This window comes from Streptomyces sp. MGP-P1 (assembly GCF_057766565.1).
This window is the reverse complement of record NZ_JBYMEM010000001.1, coordinates 700,529-726,607: the sequence shown is the minus strand read 5'-3', so window position 1 is coordinate 726,607 and position 26,079 is coordinate 700,529. Positions and strand designations below refer to the sequence as shown.

Annotated in this window: 21 protein-coding genes, 1 tRNA gene and 2 pseudogenes; 7 read left to right on the top strand and 17 right to left on the bottom strand. The window is 70.5% G+C overall.

Annotated features, from left to right (window positions below; translation table 11 throughout):
• Window positions 1-73 precede the first annotated feature (73 nt).
• Window positions 74-553, bottom strand: a complete 480-nt coding sequence (locus tag AC3CH1_RS03345) for a DUF309 domain-containing protein (protein ID WP_488461473.1) — start codon at window positions 551-553, stop codon at window positions 74-76.
• 110 nt (window positions 554-663) lie between these two features.
• On the opposite strand from AC3CH1_RS03345, the gene AC3CH1_RS03340 reads away from it, so the two are divergent.
• From AC3CH1_RS03340 to AC3CH1_RS03330, 3 genes and pseudogenes are all read left to right on the top strand, one after another.
• Window positions 664-3,318 carry an ATP-binding protein gene (locus AC3CH1_RS03340; protein WP_488461472.1) on the top strand — a complete coding sequence of 885 codons (2,655 nt, stop codon included), beginning with the start codon at window positions 664-666 and terminating at the stop codon, window positions 3,316-3,318.
• A gap of 50 nt (window positions 3,319-3,368) precedes the next feature.
• A tRNA-Pro gene (locus AC3CH1_RS03335) sits at window positions 3,369-3,442 on the top strand.
• Window positions 3,443-3,529: 87 nt separating this feature from the next.
• Window positions 3,530-3,589: pseudogene (locus AC3CH1_RS03330) on the top strand (hypothetical protein); the annotation flags it as partial.
• Between the two features lie 41 nt (window positions 3,590-3,630).
• On the opposite strand, the gene AC3CH1_RS03325 reads toward AC3CH1_RS03330, so the two are convergent.
• Entirely contained in the window at window positions 3,631-4,002 is a 372-nt protein-coding gene (locus AC3CH1_RS03325; RefSeq protein ID WP_488462174.1) for a hypothetical protein, read from the bottom strand.
• Between AC3CH1_RS03325 and AC3CH1_RS03320 the strand changes: the two genes are divergently transcribed.
• Window positions 4,001-4,210 (top strand): hypothetical protein, encoded by a 210-nt coding sequence (locus tag AC3CH1_RS03320; protein ID WP_488462132.1) that lies wholly within the window; start codon window positions 4,001-4,003, stop codon window positions 4,208-4,210. The genes AC3CH1_RS03325 and AC3CH1_RS03320 overlap by 2 nt on opposite strands.
• Before the next feature lie 391 nt (window positions 4,211-4,601).
• Here AC3CH1_RS03320 and AC3CH1_RS03315 read toward each other — a convergent pair whose 3' ends face one another.
• Both AC3CH1_RS03315 and AC3CH1_RS03310 read right to left on the bottom strand, forming a co-directional pair.
• Window positions 4,602-4,817, bottom strand: coding sequence for a hypothetical protein (locus tag AC3CH1_RS03315; protein WP_488461471.1), 216 nt, complete (start codon window positions 4,815-4,817; stop codon window positions 4,602-4,604).
• Between the two features lie 675 nt (window positions 4,818-5,492).
• Window positions 5,493-5,843 carry a hypothetical protein gene (locus tag AC3CH1_RS03310; protein ID WP_488461470.1) on the bottom strand — a complete coding sequence of 117 codons (351 nt, stop codon included), beginning with the start codon at window positions 5,841-5,843 and terminating at the stop codon, window positions 5,493-5,495.
• Between the two features lie 340 nt (window positions 5,844-6,183).
• Between AC3CH1_RS03310 and AC3CH1_RS03305 the strand changes: the two genes are divergently transcribed.
• From AC3CH1_RS03305 to AC3CH1_RS03295, 3 genes and pseudogenes are all read left to right on the top strand, one after another.
• A complete protein-coding gene (locus AC3CH1_RS03305; protein WP_488462131.1) occupies window positions 6,184-9,531 on the top strand; it encodes an RHS repeat-associated core domain-containing protein in 3,348 nt (1,115 codons plus the stop codon).
• A 15-nt stretch (window positions 9,532-9,546) separates the two neighbouring features.
• Window positions 9,547-9,762 carry a hypothetical protein gene (locus AC3CH1_RS03300; RefSeq protein ID WP_488461469.1) on the top strand — a complete coding sequence of 72 codons (216 nt, stop codon included), beginning with the start codon at window positions 9,547-9,549 and terminating at the stop codon, window positions 9,760-9,762.
• 282 nt (window positions 9,763-10,044) lie between these two features.
• Window positions 10,045-10,255: pseudogene (locus tag AC3CH1_RS03295) on the top strand (NF041680 family putative transposase); the annotation flags it as partial.
• A gap of 1,148 nt (window positions 10,256-11,403) precedes the next feature.
• Here the strand turns inward: AC3CH1_RS03295 and AC3CH1_RS03290 are convergent.
• The 13 genes from AC3CH1_RS03290 to AC3CH1_RS03230 form a co-directional block, all read right to left on the bottom strand.
• Window positions 11,404-11,568 carry a hypothetical protein gene (locus AC3CH1_RS03290; RefSeq protein WP_488461468.1) on the bottom strand — a complete coding sequence of 55 codons (165 nt, stop codon included), beginning with the start codon at window positions 11,566-11,568 and terminating at the stop codon, window positions 11,404-11,406.
• 76 nt (window positions 11,569-11,644) lie between these two features.
• Window positions 11,645-12,067, bottom strand: coding sequence for a peptidoglycan-binding domain-containing protein (locus AC3CH1_RS03285; protein ID WP_488461467.1), 423 nt, complete (start codon window positions 12,065-12,067; stop codon window positions 11,645-11,647).
• A gap of 1,151 nt (window positions 12,068-13,218) precedes the next feature.
• Entirely contained in the window at window positions 13,219-13,506 is a 288-nt protein-coding gene (locus AC3CH1_RS03280) for a muconolactone Delta-isomerase (RefSeq protein ID WP_488461466.1), read from the bottom strand.
• A gap of 80 nt (window positions 13,507-13,586) precedes the next feature.
• Entirely contained in the window at window positions 13,587-15,101 is a 1,515-nt protein-coding gene (locus tag AC3CH1_RS03275) for an aldehyde dehydrogenase family protein (RefSeq protein ID WP_488461465.1), read from the bottom strand.
• Window positions 15,098-16,240, bottom strand: a complete 1,143-nt coding sequence (locus tag AC3CH1_RS03270) for an ABC transporter ATP-binding protein (protein WP_488461464.1) — start codon at window positions 16,238-16,240, stop codon at window positions 15,098-15,100. The genes AC3CH1_RS03275 and AC3CH1_RS03270 overlap by 4 nt, the downstream gene beginning before the upstream one ends.
• Window positions 16,237-17,259 (bottom strand): ABC transporter ATP-binding protein, encoded by a 1,023-nt coding sequence (locus AC3CH1_RS03265; protein ID WP_488461463.1) that lies wholly within the window; start codon window positions 17,257-17,259, stop codon window positions 16,237-16,239. Before AC3CH1_RS03265 ends, AC3CH1_RS03270 begins: the two co-directional genes overlap by 4 nt.
• Before the next feature lie 14 nt (window positions 17,260-17,273).
• Window positions 17,274-18,221, bottom strand: a complete 948-nt coding sequence (locus tag AC3CH1_RS03260; protein ID WP_488461462.1) for an ABC transporter permease — start codon at window positions 18,219-18,221, stop codon at window positions 17,274-17,276.
• 19 nt (window positions 18,222-18,240) lie between these two features.
• The gene (locus AC3CH1_RS03255) at window positions 18,241-19,191 is read right to left on the bottom strand and encodes an ABC transporter permease (protein WP_488461461.1); all 951 of its coding nucleotides are present in this window, start codon (window positions 19,189-19,191) and stop codon (window positions 18,241-18,243) included.
• A 13-nt stretch (window positions 19,192-19,204) separates the two neighbouring features.
• Window positions 19,205-20,839 carry an ABC transporter substrate-binding protein gene (locus tag AC3CH1_RS03250; RefSeq protein WP_488461460.1) on the bottom strand — a complete coding sequence of 545 codons (1,635 nt, stop codon included), beginning with the start codon at window positions 20,837-20,839 and terminating at the stop codon, window positions 19,205-19,207.
• Window positions 20,836-22,443, bottom strand: coding sequence for a phytoene desaturase family protein (locus AC3CH1_RS03245; protein WP_488461459.1), 1,608 nt, complete (start codon window positions 22,441-22,443; stop codon window positions 20,836-20,838). The genes AC3CH1_RS03250 and AC3CH1_RS03245 overlap by 4 nt, the downstream gene beginning before the upstream one ends.
• Window positions 22,444-22,487: 44 nt before the next feature.
• Window positions 22,488-23,471, bottom strand: a complete 984-nt coding sequence (locus tag AC3CH1_RS03240) for a dipeptidase (protein WP_488461458.1) — start codon at window positions 23,469-23,471, stop codon at window positions 22,488-22,490.
• Between the two features lie 138 nt (window positions 23,472-23,609).
• On the bottom strand, window positions 23,610-24,332 hold the full coding sequence (locus AC3CH1_RS03235; protein WP_018955545.1) for a maleate cis-trans isomerase family protein: 723 nt from the start codon (window positions 24,330-24,332) through the stop codon (window positions 23,610-23,612).
• A gap of 610 nt (window positions 24,333-24,942) precedes the next feature.
• Window positions 24,943-25,776 (bottom strand): IclR family transcriptional regulator, encoded by an 834-nt coding sequence (locus AC3CH1_RS03230; RefSeq protein ID WP_488461457.1) that lies wholly within the window; start codon window positions 25,774-25,776, stop codon window positions 24,943-24,945.
• Window positions 25,777-26,079: the final 303 nt, after the last annotated feature.

Here is a 26,079-nt window from a genome sequence, read left to right as displayed (position 1 = left end):
GGAGCCGGGGCCCGCGGACCCTGTCCTTCCGCTCCTGACCCCGCCCCGCCCCGGCCCCGCCCCGGCCCTCGGACTACCTCCGCAGGCGGGGCGCCTCGGCCGACGCGTCAACCGTCGGCCCTGCCTCCACCCGGTCCGCCAACCGCCGGGCCCAGTCGGACAGTCCCGCGATCGCGATCCCGTGCGGCCCGGACGCGGTGAACGGGGCGAGCGCCCCCGCGCCCCGGCGCAGCAGCCGCGCGCCGCCCGCGGTGTTGCCCCGCGCGGAATGGGTCAGCCCCACCGCGAGCTGGGCCAGCCCCCGCCAGAGCTCACGCTCGTCCCTCGGACCCGACTTCCAGGCGTCCTCGAAGACCTCGTGCGCGTGGAACGGCATTCCCGCGTCCAGCAGTCTCTGCGCCTCCCGGAGCGTCTCCGAGGGCGTGCGGACGACCCCCTCCGGCTGTCGTTCGACACCGGGCGTGCCGTACGGCAGGGGGCGTCCCAGTCCGTCACGGGGGCGCGCGTTGCGCGCCCGGCCCTCGGCATCACGGTCTCTGCGCGTCTCGTTCACCCCTCGATTGTGCCCCGCACCTGCGGAGAATCATGCGAACCCTGTCGATGAGCACCCGCGCACGACTAGGCTCGACCGTCGAGAAGACTGCCTCTGTGGGAAGGGTGGGCATGAAGCCGTCCCAACCGTTGTATGAGCGTGAACCGGAACTCGCCGCCGCCGCGGAGGCGGTGGACGCCCTCTGTGGTGCGCAGGCCGTCGGCGGACTCCTGGTGTTCAGCGGAGAGGCGGGGATCGGCAAGACCGCGCTGCTCGCGGAGATCCGGAGGATGGCCGCCGACCGCTGCACCGTCTGGTCCGCCCGGGGAGGCGAGACCATCACCTCCGTACCGTTCCACGTCGTACGGCAGTTGTTGCAGCCCGCACTCGATCAGTTCCCGCCCGACGAGACCCGCGCCCTGTTCGGCGACTGGTACGAGACGACCGCCCCGGCCCTGGGACTCGCCGAGCCGAGCGGGCCGCAGCCCGATCCGCAGGGTGTGCGCGACGGCCTGGACTTCGTCGTCGGCCGACTCGCGTCCCGGCTCAGCCACCGGCCGTTACTGCTCATCGTGGACGACGCGCACTGGGCGGACGGCGAATCCCTCGCCTGGCTGGCCTCGTTCACGGCCCGTCTCGGTGAACTGCCGCTCCTGGTGGTGCAGGCGCACCGCCCGCAGGAGCTGGCCGAGCGCGACGCCAACTACATCGCCGACCGCGAGGCCGAGCGCGGTTTCGGCAGTCAGGGGACGGTGACCCGGGTCGCTCTGCGGGCCCTGACCCCGGACGCCACCGCCGTACTGGTCCGCGCGGGCCTCGGTGATCACGCCGACGACCCGTTCTGCCGTGAGGTGTGGGCCGTCACCGGAGGCAATCCGTACGAGGCGGTCGAACTGGTCGCCAAGGTCCAGGACCGCGACCTGCCGCCGGTGGAGGAATCCGCGGGCGAACTGCGCGAACTCGGCGCGTCCGCCAGGGGCAGCGGCCTCGTCGCCCGCCTGGAACGGCTCGGCACGAACGCCAACCGGTTCGCCTGGGCAGCCGCCGTGCTGGGTACCGACATCTCGCAGGAACTGGCCGCCACACTCGCCGGAATGAGCTCGGCGGAGGCCGCCGACTGCACGGCCCGGCTGCGTGACGCCCGTATCGTCAGCGGCTTCGACCCGTTGGAGTTCGTCCACCCGCTGATCGCGACGGCGGTCTACCGCTCGATCCCGCCGGCCACCCGCACCGCCATGCACGGGCGCGCCGCCTGGGCGATCACCCGGGCCGGCCTCGGCGCCGCCGCGGCCTCCCGGCACCTGCTGGAGGTCCACCCGGACGACGACCAGGAACTGGTCGCGCAACTACGGGAAGCCGCCGGCCAGCACCTCGCCGTCGGTGCGCCCGAAGCGGCCCGGCGCTGCCTGGAACGGGCACTGGAGGAGCCTCCGCGCCCCAAGGACCGGGCCGTCCTGCTGTACGAGCTGGGCTGCGCGACGCTGCTGAGCTCCCCGCCCACCACGGTCCAGCACCTGCGCGCCGCCCTGGACATGCCGGGACTCGACGACGGGCTGCGGGTCGACGCCACCTTCCGGCTCGCCGCCGCGCTCGCCCACAACAACCAGCTCAAGGACGCGGCGCTCTCGCTGGCCGCGGAGGCCGCGCGCACCGCACCCGGCCCCGGGCTGATGCGGCTGCAGGCAGCGCACTTCATGTGGGAGGGCATGCAGGCCACCGAGGACGACGGACCCGCCCGCTCCCGGCGGCTCACCCGCAACGCCGACCACCTCAAGGGCCGCGACAACGCGGAGCGGGCACTGCTCACGCTTCGGGCCTTCGACGCCATGGTGCGCGGTGAGAACGCCCAGCTCATCGTGGACCTGTGCGAACGCGCGCTGATCGACGGCAGTCCCGCCCGGGGGCTCGGCTGGACCGACTCCGAGTGGGGTTTCGAACTCCCCACCATGGTCGGTATCGCCTACACCTTCGTCGACCAGCTGGACCGCGCAGAGAGCCTCTTCGGCGAAGCGGTACGGGCCTTCGAGATCTCCGGCTGGAGCGGGGCCCACCTGGCGTTCGCGCACACCCTGCTCGGCATGGTCCACCGTCGTCGCGGCCGCCTCGCCGAGGCCGAGGGCTTCCTGCGCGAGGGGCTTCGCCTCGCCGACCGCGTCGGTTCCGGACTCCCCGTCCACTGGGACGCGGCCTGCCTGCTCATCGACACCCTGCTGGCCCGCGGGCGCACCGAGGAGGCCCGCCGCATCGCCGACCGCTACGACTTCGGCCCGCCCTACCCCAGCGCCATGGTGCTGCCCGACGCACCATCCATGCGGGGCCGCCTGCTGCTGGCGGAGGGCCGCAAGGAGGACGCGATCGCGGAGCTCGAGGTGGCGGGCGCCGCCCTGGAGTCGCGCCAACGCTTCAACGGCGTCTGGGCTCCCTGGGCCGGCGACCTGGCGCGGGCCCTGGCCGACGACGACCCGGCCCGTGCGGCCCACCTCGCCGCCCGGAACCGCGTGCACGCCGAAAGGTTCGGAACGCCCACCGCCATGGGCGAGGCGCTCCGCTGCGTCGCCCTCTTCGCACCCCCGGAGCGGGCCGCGCAGCTGCTCGCCGAGGCGGTGGGGCACCTGGAGAAGTCCTCCTCCGCCTACGAGCACGCCCTCGCCCGAGTCGACTACGGAATCGCGATCGGTTCGCACCGGGAGCTCGCCCGCGCCCAGAAGCAGGCGATGGCCTGCGGGGCCGAGGGGCTCGCCGCCCGCGCCCAACAGGCACGGGCGTCGATACGGTCCTCCGAGTGAGGTAATGTTTGTCCTGCGCGGTCAACCGGGGAAAACCGGGGGAAACGCGACGGGACGTGGCGCAGCTTGGTAGCGCACTTGACTGGGGGTCAAGGGGTCGCAGGTTCAAATCCTGTCGTCCCGACTGGAGACAGTCGCAGATCAGGGGCCGGTTTCGGAGCAATCCGAAACCGGCCCCTGATCATTCCTCGCCCCCAGGACCCGTTCGGCCGTGGTGCTGAGCCACGGACGCGGCGCCTCGCGCATTCTCATCAGCGGCCTGGCCGAGGAACTCGTCTCCCACGGGCACCTCGTCGCGGCCGTCGACCACACCTACGATGCCGCGCCGCGACCGTCCGCTTCCCCGACGGCCGCCTGGTGCTCGGCGCCCTGCCGGCCGAACCGGAGGCCTGGGATGCCCAGGACCGGCTGGAAGTCGCCGTGCGCGCCGCGGACCTGCGCTGCGTCGCGGATGCGCTGTGCCGTCGCACCCGCCCCCTCGCCGGGGTCGCCGTCCAGCGCATCGGACTGCTCGGCCACTCCCTGGGCGGTGCCGCCGCAGCCGAGGCCATGCGGACCGACCGCCGCTTCGTCGCCGGGCTCGACCTGGACGGCGGCCTGTTCGGCACCACGCCGGTACGGAACGGCTCTTGGCGGCAGGCCTCCAATAATTGGTCTGTACCTATCGGGGCAGAAGAGCGGCATGAGCGACAACACCATCTCGATAGCAGTCGAACTGCACGGCGGACCAGTGGATGGGCAGACCACCTCCGTGACCCTCACTGATGATGAGGACCCCTGGGTTGCGCTTCCCAACGACGGCTGCACCTTCCCGGGCGGCAGCAGCATCTATGCGCCCGACATCAACGGCCGCTGGGTGTGGCAGGACGACCAGCCGGCTGATGCTCCGTGACTCCGCCCGCATCCCCCCGGCACCACGGCAGCACCCGGAGGAAAAGTGGTGAACCGCATTCGCATGACAGCTGCGTGGCTGGCTGACCTCGCGGCAGCTTTGCTGTGCAGGGATGAGGAGGTACTCCTCGGAGTCCTTCAGCAACCTGACTATCCCGCGCTCGTGTCATGTCCGATCTGTGACGAGCACCCGGAAAGCGTCGTGTCATGTGTCGAGGACCCCACTAGCGGCGGGCGCTCGGTGGTTCTCGTGGACTTCAAGCCCTGTCGGCATGGCGTTTGGGTGCCCACCGACGAATAGCGGACCGCCTGAGCGCTCCGCCAGGGCGTATTCCGACGCGGGGCCCAAAGCGACCTGGCTCCCGCTTAGCACACAGCGCGGCGGCAGCCGACTAAAAGGCGCGCAGGGCATCGGGGGAGTCGAGGCGGCGGGGACGTTCAGCCGGACCAGGCGGCAGCAGCCCCGTCTTCACCGGGATCAGCCATCCCCGCGCCTTGTCCTGCACCGCCCCGGCCGGATCCCCCGCCTCACGGTGTCGGCGGGTCGTCGTAAGGCTCACACCGCGCGCGGCGGCAGCCTCCCGCTGGGTCAGCATCGGACGCGTCATCCTCCTATCCTCCCAGCCCCGGCCAGCACCGCCCGCCGCGCCCGCCGGTCCGGTCGGGTGACCCCTACCCGTCACCCGCTGGCAGCGGGCCGGTACTGAGCGGGCGGCGCCCGACCGGACGGAACACGGGCGGGACGGCGGCAACACCGTCCAAGCGGTCCGCCGCGAGCACGGCGCGCGAGACGGCCCCACCGAGCGACGCCCCCTCCTGTTCGTCCTCTACAACGACATAGCCTGGCACTGCTGCTGCTGGAGCCGGGGGTTCGGCTCAGGGCAGACCTGCTGGCGTCGCCTGGGCCGGGGTTTATACCCGCACTCTGAACAGCAGGGGGCCCTCACCGATCGCGGTGAGGGCCCCCGCTGTGCTACGGCGATGTGCCACGTCGGGTCGGCGGCCGTCCCGGCCGGTACGGACGACCGCCGACCGTGGTGCGGGGTGGTGTCAGTCGCCGGTCTCGTGGGGGAGTCCGTCGTCCAGGACGATGCGGATGGTCTGGCCTTCGCCGTGGACGGCCCCAAGACGATGCGCCGGTCGGGGTTGCCCTGGCCAAGTGCTTGGCGCGCCCTCGGCACCTGGTCCCGTCCAAGATCCGCGGCAGAGTCAAGGCAGCCTGAGGGGGGCTCGCGTCCGGCCGCCCTCGCGCCGGTCCCGTCGCTGCTTCCTCCAGGGGTGGGCTATGTGGCCCGGTCGTAGTGGGTGGGTTCTTCGGGGGAGGAGGGGTCACCTTGCCCGTCCTCGTCGGCGGCCCGTCGGAGGAGCTTCTGCTGGGCGGCGCGGAGAAGGGCCCAGGTGATGAACAGGGCGGCGGTCGCTGCCCAGGTGACGGCCCACCAGTTGGTGGCCGACCGGTGCATGGCCTCGGCGGCGGTCAGGGCCATGGCGGCCGCGTGAGCCCAGTACAGCAGGATGCCGGCCCAGCGGGTCGCGCGGTCGACTCCGTGGATGCGGTGCTTCGCTCGTCGGCTGTCCTGCTCCTTGCTCCCCCTGCTTGGCACGTTCTTCTTTGCCCGACCTTGATCGTTCATGCGTTCGAGCGTGAGGGGTGGTGCGACCCGCGACTGGTTTTCAGCCCCGATTCTGTTGACGTTGAAACAGTTGCCACAAGGCAAGAGAGGCTCCAGTAGAGGCCGTTCCGGGGCGAATCGGGCGATGAAGTCGGCTTGTTCCGGCCCGTTTGCGTGTTCTCGGTCGAGAAGGTGTTCGCGTCTTGTGAAGGAGCCGTGGCAGCGTGTGGGGCTCCGGTGGCTTCAGTGGCCACTGCGTCTACGTATCCCGTGGGGGGATTGCATGGTTTCGCGTGCTTCCGGCACGCCGTTTCGGCGTGCCCGTACATCTCGCAGAAGTGCTCTGACAGCAGCCCTGGTGGTGGCCGCGCTGGGGGCAACCGCGCTCCCGGCACTGGCCGCTCCGGCCGGCGCTCCGACCGCCGACGGCGCGGCGGCCTCCGCGTGGGGCCCGGGCGGGCCGAAGGCGGAGATGCCACCGGTCAAGGTCGGCTCCAACAAGCCGGTCGGCAACCTGGCGGAGGCAGCCCCCACGCCGGAGAAGGCCGCTTGGCTGGAGGCGGAGAAGGGGCGGGCCGGGACCGGCACACCGCCCGCGCCGTCCCGGAAGGCGGCCCGCGGTTCGACGGCCGCCGCGCCGTCCGCGTATGTCCCGGAGGGGCAGGGGTCGGTGCCCTGGCATCAGATATCCGATTTCCGGGTCACCGATTCGCTGGTGGCGCGGGTCAATTACTCCACGGGCAACCTGATGCTGGCGGGGACGGACTTCGAGGTCGCGGGGGTGGGGCAGAAGCTGCGGCTGGCCCGTACGTACAACTCGCTCGACGCCCCCTGGGGGAAGGTGTCACAGCGGTGGTGGCAGGAGTTCGAGCGCTACCTGAACCTGTCGAACGCGGACGAGGTGGTCCTGTACGACGCCACCGGGGCCGCAGTCCGCTTCACCAAGGCGGCCGGCGGGGCGCTCACGACCCCGAAGGGGTACTCCAAGGATCTGAAGAAGAACGCGGACGGCACGTACACGCTGACCGACCGCAAGTCGGGCTCCAAGGACACCTACAACGCCAACGGCACGCTGACGAAGGTGACCGACAAGAACAACGGTGCCCTCACCGTCACCCAGCACAACACGGGTTCCGAGCACAAGGGCTTCAAGCTCACCGAGGCCCGCTCCGGCCGCTGGGTCGACCTGGTCAAGACGTACCCGAACCAGTGGCAGGCCAAGGACCACACCGGCCGCACGGCCGTCTTCGACCTCAACCCCGCCGGCGACCTGGCGAGGACGACGGACACCGAGGGCAAGACCACGGTCTTCGACTACGACTCCTCCCGCCGCCTCACGAAGATCACCACCCCCAAGGGCCGGGTCACGGTCTTCACCTACGACGACCAGAGCCGGGTCACCTCCATGCTCCGGGCCACCGAGCTGAACGGCTCCGGCCACACCGGCCCGACCTGGACCTATGCCTACTCCGCTGCCACCCCGTCGGCGGCAGGCCGGACGACGGTCACCGACCCGGAGCAGCAGTCCACGAAGTACGACCACGACGCGGACGGCCAGGTCACCAAGGTCACCGACGCGCTGGAGCGGTCGCGCTCCAAGAAGTACGACGCGAACCGCAACGTGCAGGAGGCCGCGGACGCCATGGGCGTGGGCGGCGTCTCCGGGAACGTCACCAAGTACGGGTGGGACTCCCGCAACAACCTCACCTCGTCCGAGCTTCCCACCGGCGCGACGGCCACAATGGGGGGCTACCAGACGATCGCCGGTGCGGACCTGCCCGAGACGCTGACGACGGCGGACGACGAGAAGACGAAGTACACCTACGACACGGCCGGCAATACCAAGTCCGTCGCCGTCGAAGGTACAGGCGGTGGCAACCAGTCCTTCGACTACAACCCCGCCACCCCGACCTGTGGTGGTTTCGAGGGCCAGGTCTGCAAGGTCACCACGAAGATGACGGCGTCCAAGTCGGTCTCCACGACCTTCACCTACGACGCCCAGGGCAACCTGAAGACCGTCAAGGCCCCGGCGCCGCTCGGCACCACCACTTACACCTACGACGCGCTGGGCCGTCCTGAGACGGTGAAGGACGCCCGCGGCGTCACGGTCCTCTACACCTACGACAACCGCGACCGGGTGAAGAAGGTCGACTCCTCCAACTACCTGGCCGTCACGTACGAGTACGACGGTGACGGCAACCTCACCCAGCGCTCGGACGGCACCGGGGTCATCAAGTACGAGTTCGACGCACTCTCCCGCGAGACGATCCGCACCCTGCAGAACGGTTCCCAGACGGTCCTGGCCTACACCCCTGCAGGAAACGTCGACACCTACAAGGACCCGGCGGGCCTGACCGACTACACCTGGAACGAGGTCAACAAGCTCAAGGAGCTGAAGGACCCCCAGAGCAAGATCACGAAGTACGAGTACAACAGGAACGACGTCCGCACCAAGACCACCTACCCCGGCAGCACCGTGCAGGAAGTCACCCCGGACAAGTCCGGCCGCCCCGAGAAGATCAAGGCGACCAGTCCGAAGGGCACCCTGGTCGATCTGGCCTACACCTACGGCTACGGAACCGGCGGCGCCACCGACGGCAACAAGATCCGCACCACCACCGACGCGGTCGCGGGGACGAAGACGAGCTACGAGTACGACAAGGCGGGCCGCTTCGCCTACGCGGCGGAGAACAAGGGCAGCACGCTGAACGCCTCCTGGCAGTACTGCTACGACCTGGCCGGGAACCTCACCTCGCAGGGCGTCGACAAGGGCTGCCCGCGCGGCACCACCTACACGGTCAACGACGCCCAGCAGATCACCGCGAAGGACGGCTCGACCACGAACTGGTCCTACGACCAGATCGGCAACGAGACCGCCGGCGCCTCCACCCCCGAGTCCACCCGCACCGGCGTCAAGTGGTCGGACTACTCCCAGATGACGTCGATCACCACCGGCGGCAAGACCTACGCCGGGCAGTACGGTTCCACCGACCAGTCCGAGCGGATCAAGCTCGGCGACACCTTCTTCCACAACGGGCCCCTCGGCCTGTCCGCCACCTCAACGGCCGGAGTGGACACGGGATTCAACCGCGAGCCCGGGGGCACGCTGAACTCCATGACCCGTGGGGGGAAGAACCACTACTACCTGACCGACGCACTCGGCAGCGTCGTCGCCCTGGCCGACGAGACCGGCACCAAGGCCAATACCTACGCCTACAGCCCCCGCGGCGTCCAGCGCACCACCACCACCGAGACGGTCCCCCAGCCCTACCGCTTCGCCGGCGGCTACCAGGACCCCACCGGCCTCTACCACTTCGCGGCCCGCTACTACGACCCCAACATCGGCCGCTTCACCACCCCCGACCCCTCCGGCCAGGAACAGAACCCCTACCTCTACGCCGCAGGCGATCCCGTCAACAAGATCGACCCCACCGGGCTCCTCAGCCTGGGCGGATTCGTGGACAAGGCTGGAACAGCATTCGACATCGGCGGAGTCGTGAGTGATTTCGCCAGTGGTGATACGAAAGCGGGCTTTGCCGGGCTGGCGGGCCTGGCTGGTGGCGCGCTCGTCGGGGCCACCTGCGGGGCTACAGCAGCCGCCTTCGGCGTCACCACCGGCGGCGTGGGCCTCGCGGTCGGAGTCGGCTGCTACGCAGCGGCGGAATTCGGGAGTTATGCCGCCGAAGACTTTGCCAACAGGCAATTTTAGACCAGGAGACCCATCATGATTGTCGCTGTCGTGCTCGTCCTGCTCGGAGTGCTGTTCGTCGCCATCGGAATCTACGCTTCCCGGGCGCAAGGCAGAATGATCGCGGCGCGACAGGACGAGCGCAATGCGGTGATCGGCAAGTCGGTCACCCGAGTCCTCTTCCTGGGCGTAGGCGTGGTCTGTTTCATCGCGGCCGGCGCGTATGTCGTGGGTGAGATCTCCAGGGGTTGATGGCGACACCACATAACCCAGGCGTGACGGCCGCCCCAGGAGGGGCAGGACGGCACCAACCGCCTCCAAGAGATCGTGGCCGGAGCGCTCGAGGAGGTGTACTTCCAGGGTGGCGGCCGCCTCGTCGGAACCGTGGACGAGGTGTGCTTCACCGTCATCGAGCACTTCGCGTTCGACCTGTGGACGAGCGCCGCTGAACAGCCTGTGAGCCCCGGACCGTCAACGGTTCGGGGCTCTGGGCAAGCCGGGCAGCGCGTCCACGCCGAGTCGGACGGCACCTGCGTCCGCAGAGGGTTCAGGAACCCTGCGCGCGAAGACCGGCTCCCCAACCGGTGCACCGAAACCTACCCGCCCCGGCCCTGGCCGGCCGCTCGGCTCGAAGAACCACCGCACGGCAACCCGCTATGACGTGGGCAGAATCCTCGCCACCGGCCAGGGACACACCCGCCCCGCACACCACAAGACAGGAACCAAGCCCCGCCGCACTGGATGAACCCGCAGCCCACAGCACCTACGACGACCAAGTGGGTCTCGCACCGGGCAAGATGAGCTCCGTGGCCATTGAAGGAAGCACGGGCTTCACGCTGCCGCGGGGTGCGACAGACTTTTGCGTACCGAAGGACGGCACCCTTCCGGAAACCGACCTGCGGCCGTTCCGGGCCGCTTTGTATTCCGCTGCCGAGTCGTCGAAGGCCACGTGGGCGAGATCGAGAACCAGGAGTACCCCCGCACCTTCCACACCGCTTCGGTCGTCGATCGCACTGGTGAGAGCGTCATCCTGTGTCACGCCCATCACCCCTGGATTGCCTTCGCATAGGAACGCCGGAACTGGTACTCAGAAGAGTTTCTCTGCCCTCCGCCGTGGGCCTCTACCTTCGCTGAAGCAGGCTTCGTAGTTCTGCGTAGCGAGCAGCTCGCCACGCCTCTCTCCGACGTGGACACCTCAGTGCTTACAAAGGGCGAGAGGCGTCAAATCCGCTCCTACGGCATCACCACGCTGGGCGGAACGCTCTTCAATGCATGTGCCTGATGACCAAGCAGAGTCGTTAAACGAAAATCCGAGCAATCACGAGAATAAGGTGGAAGCTGCTGTCGGCTGCATCAGCGGCATCGGCGCCGCAGCCGAAGCGGGAATAATCCAGGCCGCAAGCGTCTTCGGCGGACCCCTCGGGACGGTGGCCGCAGTAGCTGCGATCTGCGCGGTTGGTGGCACAATGGGCTACGCGGGCATAAGTATCATCAGCTACGGGTGATTATGTGGTGGTGCCGATAGCTCGTTAGCTTCAAACTCTGTCGCGGCAACGGATTCATCCGTTGCCGCGACCAAGGGCAAGCATGCAAGAATATGGAGTTCAGGGTGAACGATAAGGTCAAGCTGCAAATATACTCTGTCGTTTGCGTTGTGATATCTATCGCGGCATTGGTGGCCGGCGTGCAGACAGGTGACGGGATGTATCTTTTCTTGGGGGGCATGGGACTGCTAGGGATAGCTCTGCTTGTTTTCGCGGTGATACACAGAGGGAAACGCAGTTCTTGATCCGCGAGATAGCCGGTCGCCCCAGACCAGCGGGGGTGGGTCGGCGGGTCCGGGAAGCCGACGCCTCTTTCTCCGCTACAACCGGGGCAGAGGGCCCTCCGCATTCATACGAGGCGGTGGCGGGTCCGCTGGCTGCCGGGGTTGCCGTCCACGTCGACCGGGTCATTGCCGGGCTTCCGGACGACGCCAACGCCCATGCGGAGGGGGAGGTGTACGTCCGCGTCGACACTGGGCTGGTCGTCGCGGTGCTGGCCGGGTCGGGCCGACACGGCACGCATTCCGCGGCCCTCGGCCCCATGGCCCTCGGCCCCATGGCGGCGGCTCGAGGGTTGGGGGCCGGGGTCACTACTTGCGCAGCTGGCGCCATGTGGATGAGCCGACGATGCCGTCCGCCCCGATTCCCCGGGCGCGCTGGAACGCTGTGACCGCGTTCTTGGTTGCGGGGCCGAACTGCCCGTCGACCGTCAGGCTGTAGCCGTGGTAGATGGCGAGGCACTGGATCTCCCGGACCCGGTCGCCGGTGTCTCCCTGCCTGATCACGACGTTCCACGCCCAGCTGTAGCCTGCGGTCAGGCCCGAGTAGTCCACGCCCACCTTCCAGTAGACGGAACACGCGGCCTGCGCCGAAGCGGCCGTCGAGTTACGCCCTGTCTCCGTCGAGGCCACTGCCGTGCCGGGGCCTGCCAGCACGGTTCCCAGGGCGAGGGCGGAGCAGACAGCTGCTCCGGTGAGCGCGCTACGGAACCGCGTCGAGGACCGCATGCTCATGAGTTTCTCCTTGATCGGTGCCGTTTGTTGCGCATCAGGCTGAGTCAGCTGATGCGGCGACACACTGGCATGACAGGGGAATTCGCACCTGAAGCGTGACTCTGTTCCGGACAGACCGAAGCTGTCCAGCGGCTGCCTTGCGCAGCGGCAAACCGTGATTCGGCTGGGGCGGTCGCTGCCGGGATCCACCGGAGGGCGACGAGCGTCCTTTTCCCCCAGGGCTGCGATGCAGGCAGGTGATCAATGACTTGATGCTCCGGTCTCTGCCGGCTCGTACATTCATGTCGCAGGCAGACCCCCCTGTTCAGAACGAAGAAGCTTGCGAAAGTCCCCACGGAGGGGCCGGTGACGGCAGTGTGCTCGGAAACCTTGGAGCGCATGTGGCCGGTACTTCTTCGGAACAGTGTGAGACCGGAGAATGCGCTGTGCGGGCTGAAAACTCTTGATCGTCACCATGAGCGGCGGCTCTTAACGTGGCCTGGAGCGGCCGCCCCGACTCCGAAGTTCCCGGGCCGGCACCCGCCGCTGCGTGCGGGGCGCGGGGCACCCGGATCCGTCGCGTCAACTGGTTCTCTGAGATACCGGGGGCCAGGCAGGGCTCCGGCTCTGCACGGTCTGCACCCCGGACACCCAGGTCGGCAGAGCGTAGGCCTACCGTGGGGCAGCGGGAAGTCACGGTCCGGGGGCTGCTTTTCAGTTGTCTACCGGGCGTGTGCTCCGGGCCATGACGACCGGGCCGAACTCGCGTACCGCCCGACAGGAGCAGGACCCCGGATGGGGCGTCACCGCTTCCTGAACGACCGCAGTGCCCTGAAGGAGAGCTCCGGGGCTTCGTCCTGGCCGCCTGCTCCGGTGCACGCGGAAGGGAACGTGACGAACTCTCAATCACGGCGTTTACCAGAGCCGCTGCCCAGCAGCAGGTCGAATCCAGCGACGCGGCCCCGGGCGCGCGCTGCAACGCCTCGCGGCCGAACGGGCCGGGCTGACAGCGATCACCCCGGCGGCGGCCGCGCCCGCGTCGGCATGGACCGGCCCGTCACGTGGTCGCGGTCCCAGCCCGACCGCGTGTGGCCCCTGAGCAGCCCGGCACCGTCGTCTTCGGTGCATGCGCTGCTCGTGTACGGGGCACGGCCACCGAAACCCCTGCCCGATCAGGCCGAGGGCCCCGGGTCGACCGGGTGATCGGCCAGGGCGTGCACCGTGACGTCCATCCAGGGCCAGACCGGCAGCGACGAGATGGTGGCGTGGAGTTCGGTGGGGTCCGCAGCACGCCACAGTCCCCAGTTCTCGGTCCGGCCGGGCACCCGCCACATGCGGACCAGGGACCCGGACGCGGCGAGTTCGGCGGCTCGGCGGCGCTCGTCGTCGGAGACCTTCGTCTTGAGGTCGGGGTCCATGGCTTCGGGCCAGGTGATGCGGATGTTGACGAGGAATTCCATGGGACGCGTCCTGTTCCTGGGGCTGAGAGATGACGGAGGCGGGCAGGCCGACAGACCGGCGGTGAGGGGGCCGGTGGTGGTCAGTCGCCGAACGGGTCGGCCGGGGTGCCGTGTTCGGTGATGACGGACTTCGTCTGGAGGAACTCGGCGACGGCCTCGACGCCGTTCTCCCGGCCCAGGCCGGACTGCTTGTAGCCGCCGAACGGCACGCTCCAGTGCAGCAGCCGGTAGGTGTTCACCCAGACCACGCCCGCCTCCAGCCGTCGGGCCACCCGGTGCGCACGCGCCGCGTCGCGGGTCCAGAAGCCCGCGGCCAGGCCGTACTCGACGGAGTTGGCGAGCGCGACCGCCTCGTCCTCCGTGTCGAAGGGGTGCACCGTGACCACCGGGCCGAAGACCTCCTCCCGGCAGACCGCGAGGTCGGGCGCGGCGTCGGCCAGCACGGTCGGCTCGTACCAGAAGCCCGCCTCGGCCGACGCTCCGACGGTGGCCCGCTTCCCGCCGGTGACGGCCCGCGCGCCCTTCGCGAGGGCGTCGTCCACATACCCCTCGATCCGCTCCAGAGCCGCGGCCGAGGGCACCGGCCCGACGTGGGTGCGCGGATCGCGGGGGTCGCCGACCCGCAGCCGCCCGACCGCTTCCCCGTACCTGCGGAGGAACTCCTCGTACACCTCGCGCTGGACGAGGATCCGGGAGCCCGCGACACAGGTCTGGCCGGCCGCGGAGAAGGCTCCCTGCCGGGCGGCGACGACGGCCGCGTCGAGGTCGCCGTCGGCGAAGACGATGTGTGCGGACTTGCCGCCGGCCTCGCAGACGTAGCGCTTCATCCGCTCGGCCGCGCGCGCCCCGAGGGTCCGGGCGACGGCGGTGCTGCCGGTGAAGGTGACCATGGCGACGTCGGGGTGGTCGGTGAGGCGGCGCCCCTCGTCGGCGCCGCCGATGACGACGCCTATCACCCCGGGCGGGAACCCCGCCTCCAGGGCCAGTTCGGCCAGCCGCACCGAGGAGGCCGGGGCGTGCGGCGGCGGCTTGAGGATCACGGTGTTGCCGGCGGCCAGCGCCGGGGCGAGTTTCCAGGAGCCCAGGGAGAGCGCGCCGTTGAAGGGGGTGAGCGCGGCGACGACGCCCAGCGGTTCCTGGGTGATGAGCGCTCGCGCCGTGACGCTGAGCGGACGGGAGACGTCCTCCATGGTCTCCGCCACGGCCGCGAAGTAGCGGTACCAACGGGCCAGCGCGCCGACCTCGCCGCGGGTGGCGGTGAGGGGTTTGCCGTTCGCCCGGGTTTCCAGTACCGCGAGTTCCTCGGTGTGCGCGACCAGCACGTCGCCGAGGCGGTAGAGCAGGTCGGCGCGGGCGTGTGCGGGAAGCGCGCCCCAGGACGGGGCGAGGAAGGCGGTGCGGGCGGCCTCGACGGCGGCGTCCACGGCTTCCGGGTCCTGGTGCGCACGGGCCCAGACCTCCCCGGTCGCCGGGTCCGTCAGCGGCACCGCCGTGCCGGCCGGCGCGCGCCGTGCCCCGCCCGTGTGGGAGGTGTAGTCCGCCATGGCCGGCAGGCCGCCGGGAGCGTTCTCGGAGGTGAGGTCGGGGGTGTTCATGGGGCGGTGGTCCTTTCCGGGGGCGGGGTTTCCGAGGAGGGGGCTTCCAGGGGCGGGGTCGCCGGGGGCGGGCTGTTCCGGGACAGTGCGGCCCGTACCTCGGGGGCGTCGGCGTGGTGGCAGGCCAGGGTGTGTCCGGTGGCCCCGGCGGCGACGGTCGGGGGCGGCGCGCCTTCGCGGCAGACCTCGGTGGCGAACGGACAGGAGCGCTGGAAGCGGCAGCCGGGCAGCGGATCGGCCGGGTCCGGGGGCTCGGCCCGGGCGCGGATCTCGCCGCGGAGGCCGGGGGCCCGGGGGTCGGGCACGGGCACGGCGGCCAACAGCGCGTGCGTGTAGGGGTGGCGGGGGGCGGAGAACACCTCGTCGCAGGGGCCGCTCTCCATGATCAGACCGCCGTACATGACGATGACGTGGTCCGAGATGTGCCGCACCACGCTCATGTCGTGGGAGATGAACAGGAAGCTGACGTCCTGTTCGCGGCGGAGGTCCTTGAGGAGGTTGACGATCTGGCCCTGGATGCTGACGTCGAGAGCGGAGACGATCTCGTCGCAGACGATGAAGCGGGGCTCGACCGCCAGGGCGCGGGCGATGGCCGCGCGCTGACGCTGGCCGCCCGAGAGCTCATGGGGATAGCGGTCGGCCAGCTCCGTACGGAGGCCGACCTGCGCGAGGAGCTCCTCGACCCGCTCCCCGGTCTTCTCGCGGGGCGTCGTCCGGTGCACGGTGACGACCTCGCGGATCATCGTCCTGACGGTCATCCGCGGGTTGAGGCTGGCGTACGGGTCCTGGTAGACGATCTGGGCGAGCCGGGGCAGCGCTCCCGCGCGGCGGATCTCCTCCAGGGGCCGGCCGTGGACGCTGACCCGGCCCGAGGTGATCGGCGAGAGGCCGACCAGGGCGCGCCCGGTGGTGGTCTTCCCGCTGCCGCTCTCGCCGACGATGGTGACGATGCTGCGGGCGGGCACGGTGAAGGAGACCCCGTCCACGGCGTGCGCGGTGCCGGTGACCCGGCGCAGCACCCCGGTACGGAGAGGAAAGTGGACGCGGAGGTCGGTGACGGCGACGGCGACGGCGTCGGTCTCGGTGTCGGCTTCGGGTGGTTGGGTGGTGGCGGGGGGCAGGGCGTCGGCGGCGTTCATGTGCGCTCCTCTCGGTGGTCCGCCCCGACGAGGACCGGTGCGGTGTAGGGGCAGCGGACAAGGTGGCCGGGGGCGGTGGAGGTGAGGGGGAGGAGTTCGGGGACGGAGCCCTCGCAGGACGCGCGGGCGGCGGTGCACCGGGGCTGGAAGGCGCAGCCGGGCGGCGGTGCGGCGGGGTCGGGCGGGAAGCCGGGGATGGCGGGCAGGCGCTCGACCCGTTCGCGGTCCATCCGGGGAATGGACTCCATCAGCGCCCTGGTGTACGGGTGGCTCGGACGGTCGAAGAGCGCGGTGGTCGGGGCCGTCTCCACGATCCGGCCCGCGTACATCACCGCGATCCGGTCGGTGACCCCGGCGACGACCCCGAGGTCGTGGGTGATGAGGATGAGGGCCATCCGGAGGTCCTTGCGCAGCCGGTCGATGAGCTGGAGCACCTGGGACTGGATGGTGACGTCGAGGGCGGTCGTGGGCTCGTCGGCGATCAGGACCTGCGGTTCGCGGCTGATGGCCATGGCGATCAGAACGCGCTGGCGCATGCCGCCGGAGAGCTCGTGCGGATAGCTGCGGAGCCGTTCGCGGGCGGCGGGGAGGCCGACGAGATCCAGGAGCTCCGCGCACCGGGAGGCGGCGGCCCGCCGGCTGAACCCGTCGTAGTGGATGAGGGGTTCGGCCATCTGCCGGCCGATGGTCATGGCCGGGTTGAGGGCGGAGAGCGCGTCCTGGGAGACGAGCCCGATGCCGGAGCCCCGGACGGTCCGCATCTGCCGGGGAGTGAGCGCGGTCAGGTCCTTTCCGTCGAACGTCACCCGGCCGGAGATCTCGACGCCGGCGGGGGCGAGCATCCGCAGGACCGCCAGCATCGTCTGGCTCTTGCCGCAACCGGACTCGCCGACGACGCCGAGCGATTCGCCGGCGGCGACGCTGAACGAGACGTCGCGCACGGTCTCCAGGGGGGCGTCGTCGCCCTGGTTCTGGCCGCCGTAGGCGACCTTGAGGTGTTCGACTTCCAGTACGGTCACGGTGACGTCTCCCTCTAAGCCAGTTTGATCTTCGGGTTGAAGTACGCCTGGAGCACGTCGACCAGGAAGTTGATCAGTACGAACGCGATGGCGATCACGAGGATCCCGCCCTGTACGAGGGGGATGTCCCGGGCGGAGATGGCCTGGTGGAGGGCGAGGCCGATGCCCGGCCAGGAGAACACCGTCTCGGTGAGCACCGCGCCGCTGAGCAGGAAGCCCGCCTGAAGACCGATCACCGTGATGACGGACGGCATGGCGTTGGGGAGCACATGGCGCACGATCACCCGGAACTCACCGACACCGCGTGAGCGGGCGGTGCGGACGTAGTCGTTGCCGATGACCTCCAGCACCGAGGAGCGGGTCATCCGGGCGATGACCGCCAGCGACCACGCGGCGAGGGTGATCACCGGCAGCACCATGTGGGCCGCCACGTCGAGGGCTCCGCCGCCGCCGATGGAGGTCATCCCGGTGGCGGGAACCATCCTCAGCTGGAGCGAGAAGACGATGATGAGCACCAGCCCGAACCAGAACGACGGTACGGAGTTGAAGAACAGCACGCCGACGGTGAGGCTCCGGTCCCGGGGCGAGCCGGGCTTCTGCGCGGCCCAGGTGCCGATGGCGACGCCCACGACCGCCGCGAGGACGATCGCGGTGCCCGACAGCAGCAGGGTGTTGAGCAGCCGGTCGGAGAGGACTTCGGAGACCGGCCGGCCGAAGGAGAGCGAGCGGCCCAGATCGCCGTTGAACAGGCTGCCGAGGTAGGTGAAGTAGCGGGAGACGGCCGGTTGGTCCAGGCCGAGGTCCTCGCGGAGCGCCTGGCGGTCCGCCTCGGAGGCGGTGGGGCCGAGCAGGGCGCTCGCCTGGTCGCCGGGGATGATCTGGCCGAGGCCGAAGGTGGCGATGGTCACCCCGAGGATGACCGGGAGCATGTGCAGCGCGCGGCGCAGCGTGAAGGTCAGCATGGCGAATCTCCAGGACTGTTCATGACCGGCTCCACCGGGTCCGCAGGGTGCGTCCGCCGCCGCGCATGGCCCGGGACCTGCGGTTGCGCGGGTCGAGACGGTCGCGGATGCCGTCGCCGAGCAGGTTGAACCCGACGGCGAGTACGACGATCGCGAGGCCGGGGATGGTGGCGACGTGCGGCGCGGTCACCAGCAGGGCGCGCCCGCCGCTGAGCATCTGGCCCCAGTCGGGGGTGGGCGGCTGCGCGCCCAGCCCGAGGAAGGCGAGGCTGGAGCTGAGGATGACGTTGCGGCCGGTCTGGAGGGTGGCGAAGACGACCACACCGCCGAGCAGGTTCGGGGTGATGTGGCGGAAGGCGATGCGCAGATGGCTGTAGCCGAGGGCGCCGGCGGCCTCCACGTAACTCTCCTGGCGCAGGGCGATGACGTTGCCGCGGACGATCCGGCCGAACTCGGGGACGGTGACCACCACCATGGCGATGACCATCGAGGTGATGCCGGGGCCGAGGGCGACCCCGATGCCGAGGGCGAGCAGGATCCCGGGGAAGGAGAACATCACGTCGAAGACGCGCATCAGGGTGCTGTCGAGCCGGCCGCCGACATAGCCGGAGAGCAGTCCGAGACAGCCGCCGATGGCGAGCGCGACCAGGGTCGGAACCACGGCGACCAGCAGGGCGAGCCGGGTGCCGTACATCAGCCGGCTGAGGATGTCGCGGCCGACCTCGTCGGTGCCGAGGAGGTGGCCGCCGCTGAAGGGGCCGAGCCCGATGGACGAGGGGTTGGTGGCGAGCGGGTCGTCCGGGGCGATCAGGGGCGCGAGGAGCGCGACGAGGATCGTGGCGGCGACGATGGTGCCGCCGATGAGGGCGGTGGCGTTGCCCGAGCCGAGCAGAGCGCGGAGGCGGGTGCGCCGTCGAGGGGGCGCGGCCCGCACGTCGGCGGGGCGGGGCGGTGCCGCAGTGGCCTTCATGGCTGTGGTCTCCTCACCGGCGGCGGATGGTGGTGTAGTCGATGTAGACGGACGCGGCGGGCACGACTCCGTCGACCTTCCGGCTCAGCAGGCGGGGCAGCCGGTCCTGGTAGAGGAACACCCAGGGCGCGTCGGCCGCGATGCCGTCGGCGGCTTCCCGGTAGAGCGCCGTGCGGCGGTCCGGGTCGGGTTCGCCCCTGGCACGGTCGAAGAGGGCGTCGACGTCCCGGTCGCGGTACCAGCCGCGGTTGACACCGTCGGGGGGATGCAGCTCCCCGCTGAACATCCGCTCCAGGAAGTCGGCCGCGTCGGCACCGGTGGTCCATCCGTTGAACGAGCCGTGGGTCGTGTCGTTGTAGCCGTTGCCCTCCTCGGCGACGAGCGAGGCGAACTCCATGTACTGGGTGTCCAGGCGGACGCCGACCGCTTTGAGGTCCTGTTGGATGAGCGACATGATCTCGGTGGCCTGGGAGAAGCCGGGGCCGCTGTCGGGTGCGAGCATCCGCAGCCGTACGGGGGTGGGCACGCCGCTCTCACGGATGAGCCGGCGGGCCTCGTCGGGGTCGTAGGAGTCCGCGGCGGCCCCGGGGCTCTCCCGGTACGCCTCGTTGCCCCGGGGCAACGGCCCGGTGGACGGGGCGACCTGCCGGCCGGTGAGGGTGGCGATCGCCCGGCGGTCGACGGCGTGGTTGAGCGCCCGCCGGAAGACGGCGTTGTCGGTGGGGGCGATCCGGGTGTTGAGGCGGATGAAGTACTGGTTGGCGGGCTCGGGGTACTGCACGGTCATGGTGCCGCCGTCGGCGAGCTGCTGGACCTGCTGGGCCCCGGCACTGAGGATCGCGTCCACCTCACCGGTCTGCGCGGCGATGGCGAGCGTCGTGGGGTCGGTGACGGACTCCACGATGATGGAGGGCGTCCTGGGGGATCCGCCCCAGTAGGCCGCGTTCCGCTTCAGCGTGATGCGCTTGCCGCGGTCGGAGGACTGCTGGGTGAAGGGGCCGGTGCCGACGGGATGCAGGCCGATGTCGTCGGGCCGGTGGGCGCGGAGCGCCTCGGGGCTGATGATCGACATCCGGCGGTCGGTGAGCACCCGGGGGAGCCCGGCGTACGGCTCGGTGAGTCCGAGGACGACCGTCTGCGGGTCGCGGACGTCGACCTTCTTGATCCAACGGGTCAGGAACTTCATGTTCCCGGCCGCCGTCGGGTCGTGGAAGGCGGAGCTCTCGTCCATGATCCGGTCGAAGTTGGCTTTCACGGCGGCGGCGTCGAAGGGCGAGCCGTCGGCGAATGCGACCCCCTCACGGAGCTTGAGGGTGTAGGTCCGCGCGTCCGGTGACGCCTGCCAGGATTCGGCGAGCGCGGGCCGGAGTTCGGGAGCCTGGGCCGTCTCGGTGCCCAGGTCCTCGCGGATCAGCGGATCGAAGAGGGCGTCGATGACCCGGAGCACCGGGGTGCCCGATGCGCGGTGCGGATCCAGGGTGGGGATCTCTCCCTCGGCGCCGATGACCAGGGTCTGCTCGTCGCGGCCGAAGGAGGGATGGGCGCTGCAGCCGGTGAGCAGGACGCCCACGACGGCCAGACAGCCCGCCGTCCGGCGGAGTGTTCCTGTGCGTGGGCGCTGCGGCCCATCGCGGCGCGAAAGCCTCATGCTTGTCGCCTTTGCTCGTGGTGAAGGTCGTGGAGCACCGCTTCGGCCGTGTTCCTGCCGGGTGTTCCGGTGATGTAGCCGCCGGGCCAGGTCCCGGCGCCACTGACGTAGAAGCCCTGGAGCGGGGTGCGGTAGCCGGCGACCTCGGGGTGCGGGCGGGCCCCGAAGAGATTTCCCGGCAGCATGTCCCCGTGGGTGATGTTGCTTTCCAGCAACCCCAGTTCGCTCTCGATCTCGACCGGATTCATGAACCGGTGATCGACGACGCGGTCGGCGAGTCCCGGCATCAGCCGGGAGAGTTCCTCGACGCACCGTCGGCCGAAGCGCTCGGTGCGCTCGGCGTCCCAGGGCCCGTCGTGCGGGCGGTAGGGGGCGTGCCAGGCGTTGACGCTGATGAGATGGGTGCCCCCCGGGGTGAGACCGGGGGAGGTGAGGGTCGGTATCAGCCCCCACATGAGGGGCTGGTCGCTGGTGTGGCCCCGCAGCGCCCGGGAGATCGACTCCTCGATCTGTCCGAGCGAGGAGCCCACCCGGAACTGGCAGGCCCGCACCCGCTCGGGATCCGCGTCCTCGGGGAGTCCCGCGTAGGCGGGCAGCGAGTCCACCTCCAGGACGATCTTGAAAGCCGATCCGCGCATCGCGGTGCCCGTGACCTCCGCCCGGATCTCGGGCCCCATCGCCGCGTCGTCCAGCAGATCGCGGAAGAGGTGGACGGGGTTGACCGCCGACACCACCCGGGCGGCGGTGAACTCCTCGCCGGACGCGGTGACCACGCCCCGGACCCCGGCGGGGCCGTGCAGGATCCGCACCACCGGGGAACCGGTCCGCAGGGTGACGCCGTGGGCGCGGCAGCAGCCCTCCAGCGCGTCCACGATCGCGCTCATCGACCCGACCGGGAGACCGGTGGAGCCGCGGAGCGCGACCCGCTCGGCCGCGTCGCCGGCGTGGGGTGCGCCCGCCGCGGCCAGGGCGAACGGGCGCATCATCAGTCCGACGGCGCTGCCGGGCGTCGAGGGCGGTACGAGCTGGGCGTTCAGCGCCAACAGGGCGAGCAGCGCCTTGGCCTGGTCCGACACGAGACGCTCGTCGAGCAGCCCGGTGAGGCTGCCCTCGAAGACGGCGGTGAAGAGCTTGAGCTCCTCCGGGTCGGTCAGCCGCTCCCGAAGAGCGGAGAGCGCGGGCGGGGGATCGTCGAGGGAGACCCGCAGGCTCGCGCCGAGCCGCTCCAGACCGCTGATCAGCTCCCGGTAGCGGTCGGCCTCGCCCGGCGCGAAGGCGTCGAGCTGCCGGTCGACGCGGGCGGGGTCGCGCCAGCCCAGGAAGCACCGGCCGTCGAACTGCTGGACCACGGTCGGGTCGGCCCGGACGAACCGGAGACCGTGGTCGGCGAGCCGGAGTTCATGGACGACCGCCGGGTTCAGCGACCCGGGCGAGTTGGTGAAGGCCAGCCTGCGACCGGGCAGGAACTCGTATGCTCCGCAGGGCCCGCCCAGGCGCTGCCGGGATTCGACCACGGCGACGCGCAGTCCCGCCCGGCCCAGATAGGCGGCTGTCACCAGCCCGTTGTGACCGCCCCCGACGACCACGACGTCAAACCGGTTCATGCCCACCGCTCCTCTCCGTGTCCACGCCGTCTTCTCGGCGGCCGTCAGTTCCGGGGGTCGGCCACGAAGCCGGCGTCGAACATGCGCAGCCAGTTGCCGCCGGCGATCCGCTCGACCTCGCTCTCGCTGAACCCGCGCTTGCGCAGGTGCTCCAGGACGGTGGCGTAACCACGGCCCGCGGCGAACCATTCGGGGAACTCGACCGGTCCGGAGATGGGGACCATGGGCTTACGGCTCCAGCGCCCCTGCCGCCACCAGTGGAGTTCTTCGTCGCCCTGGCCGGCGTAGTAGTCGGAGCCGAGTCCGACGTGGTCGACGCCGACGAGGTCGACGGTGTAGGCGACCATGTCGCAGAATTCGTCGATGGTGCAGCCGACACCGCTGGGAGCGATCCGCGGGTACATGCTCAGGCCCACGACGCCGCCGGACTCGGCCGCCTTCTTGAGGACCGTGTCGGATTTGTTACGGAAGGCCAGCTCGACGTTCTCGCCCACGAAAGCCCGGGGGTTGGCGTGCGTGATCGCCACGGGGCGTTCGGACGCCTCCAGGGCTTCCAGGGAGGTGCGCTCGTTGCAGTGGGAGACATCGATGAGCATGCCCACCCGGTTCATCTCCCGGATCAGGTTGACTCCGTAGGTGCGGGAGAGGCCTGCGTCGTCGCTCTCCCAGCAGCCCGCGCCGGCGGAGTTCTGGGTGTTGTAGGTGAGTTGGCAGATCCGTACGCCGGCCTGGTGGAAGGCTCCGACCAGGTCGAGGTCGTCCTCGAAGGGGCTGCTGTTCTGGAATCCGAGGATGACGGCGGTACGGCCGTCGTTCCCGGCCGCGCGGACGTCGTCGGCGCTACGGCCCTCCGTGAGGAGGTCGGGGTTCTCCGCGAGCAGCCGCTGCCAGCGGCCGACCTCACGCATGGTTTCGGTGGAGTCCTCCCAGATGGCGACGGTGGCGTGGACGCCGGCTATTCCGGCGGCGTGCCACTCCTCGAAACGCTCGCGGGCGGGCTTGACGAACTGCAATGCGTCTACCAGCACGTGCTTTCCTCTTCGCAGGTGAGCCACGTGGCCCGGGCGAGATGACGGCCCGGCCGTACGACTCGGTGTGGACGGTGGGGTGCGGTGGGGGTGCGGTGGGCGGTGCCATCGCCGTGCGGTGGTGCGGTCGGTCCGGTGTCAGACCTCGCGGCCGAGGCGGCCGAGCTCGGGGATCTCGTCGCGGAGGCCCAGGGTGCGCAGGGCGCTCCAGAGAGACGCCTGATTGCTCGTCACCACCGGGCGTCCGGTGTCCATTTCGAGGTAGGGCAGGATCTCGAAGGTCCGGTAGGTGCCGCAGGAGATCAGCAGCGCGTCGGCGTCGGGGGCGGCCTTGTGCAGCCTGCGACCGAGCCGGTAGGCGCTGTCCGCGTCGTGGACGCTGGCCTCGTAGGGGTCGGTCATCTGGAGCCCCTCCATCACGGGCACCTCGAAGCCGACGGCGGTGAGGTACGCGCGCAGCGCCTCGTTGACCTCGTCGGTGTAGATGCTGCCGACGGCGACGGAGGTGGCGCCGACGGCGCGCAGGGCGTCGACGGTCGCCTGCATCATGGTGATCGCCGGGATCCCGGTCTCGGCCTTGATCTCGTCCGTGACCTTCTCGTCGGTGCCGGGGCCCGGGATGAAGGTGCCGGGCGCGCCGCACTGCACGATCAGGTCCACCTTCGCGGTGGCGAGTTGCCGGGAGGCTTCGAGTACCTGGCTCATCATCTCGCGCAGGCCCTCGGCGTCGACGCGGGGAACGATGGTCCGGGCGTCGGCGAAGGCCACTCCGGTGGGCGCGACCGAGCGCCACTCCTCCGCACCTTCGATCGCGGTCGCCGGGCGGATCTGTCCGATTCGTGCACGCCAGCCGAGCATCATAAGGCATTTCTCCTGAGATGAGCTGTAGATACGGAAAGGGTGAGGCTTGGGGCGAGCTCGCAGTGGCTCGAAAGGGTGCATGAATTCTTGCTGCGCGAACGTCGCCCGTACAGCGGCAAAGGTCCCGTCTTCCTGGCGATCAGCCGAGGTCGGCGGTGTTGTCGAACGATCTGGGACAGTGGACCAGATTGTTTGGGACAATGTACCTACACGTTTTAGTCAGGTCAATGGGTAGGTTTTTGGCTCGAAGAAGTGCCGCCGGACATGCGGCGGCAGCGCGGTGCGGCGCAGGCCTGCGCAGGGGTGTGCGCGGGGTTGCCCGGGTCTGCGAGGACCTGCGAGGACACGCGGGGGCCTGCGAGGGCCGGCGAGGGCCTGCGTCGGACGATTCCCGTCAGCCGTCAGCCGTCAGCCCGGCGGGCAGTTCGCGGGGGGAGCGGCTGGGCGCGGCGGCGCCTGGATCGGGGCCGCCCTCGGCCGGGCGCGTCCGACGTTCGGCGCGCCGGTTCGGCTCAGGATCCGGCTGTCACACGGTCCTGCCGACGGGAGGTCGCCACCCGCCCGGCTTGCCGCGGAAACGCATCGGAGTGTGCGGAGGATCAGGTGCGGATCAGGCGGGCTGGCGCCAGCGGATGGCGATCTGGGCCGCGGCCGACTGGAGGAGCGGGACCAGGTCGGCCATCCGCTGGTCCGCGAGCCGCGCCTCGGGGCCGTAGATGCTCAGTGCCGCCGTGACGGTGCCCTGGGTCGCGATGGGCACGGCCACCCCGCACCCTCCCATGATCCACTCGCCGCGGCTGAAGGCGTAACCCCGGTCGCGGGCGGCGGTGACCCGGTCGACGATCTCCGTCGCGTCCGTCGCGTCCGTCGCGGCGACATGCTCGCCCACCAGGTGCTTCAGGTGCTCCTCGGGCAGCATCGACAGCAGTACGCGACCCGTCGCGCCGGAGAAGAGGGAGTAGGGCCTGCCGACCCCCGTGATCAGCCGGAGCGGCTGGGAACTCTCCACCTCGTACACCGTCACCCGGCGCCCGTCCACCACGGCGGAGACGCACGCGGTCTCTCCCGTCGCCGCGGCGATGCGGGTCGTCGCCTCGGAGGCGGCGCTCACCAGGTCGCTGTTGGCGGCGTGTCGCCAGGCGAGGGTGAGCGCGGCCGGCCCGATCACGTACTTGCGGGAGTTCTCGTCGACGACGGCGAGCCCGACGCGCTCCAGCGAGGCGAGGATCCGCTGGGTGGAGCTCTTGCTGATCTCCAGGTCCCGGCTCAGCTCACGCAGCCCGCGCGGCCGGTCGGCCTCGGCGATCGTCTTGAGCACCAGCAGGGCGTGGTCCACGATCTGCACCGTGCTCGCGGGCGGCGTCCGCTTTCCGGTCGTGCCGACCGTCGGCTCATCGGACGACGAGGGGGTCTCGGTAGGCTCCGGCCCCTGTTCGTTCACCATCGGGCCGGTCCTCTCCCTGGGGAAGCAGGGCCCGGTGGGGGGTGCGCCCGCAGGACGGCCCCGGACCCTGTCCGCGCGTTGCATGAATGATCGCTCGCGATTATCACACAGTGGCCACACGCCGTCATCCACGGCGATACCCGCCGGCCGTCGACGCGGTGAGCCGGTGGGAAGGGCCCGTCGGCCGAGGCTCATCCCTGTGCGGCCCCTCTCCCGCGGGCATCGCCCGGGTGCCCGCGGCGGTTCCCCGGACGGCCTGCATCCGCTCGTGCCGACGGATGCGCGGCGCGGCTCATGGGTACG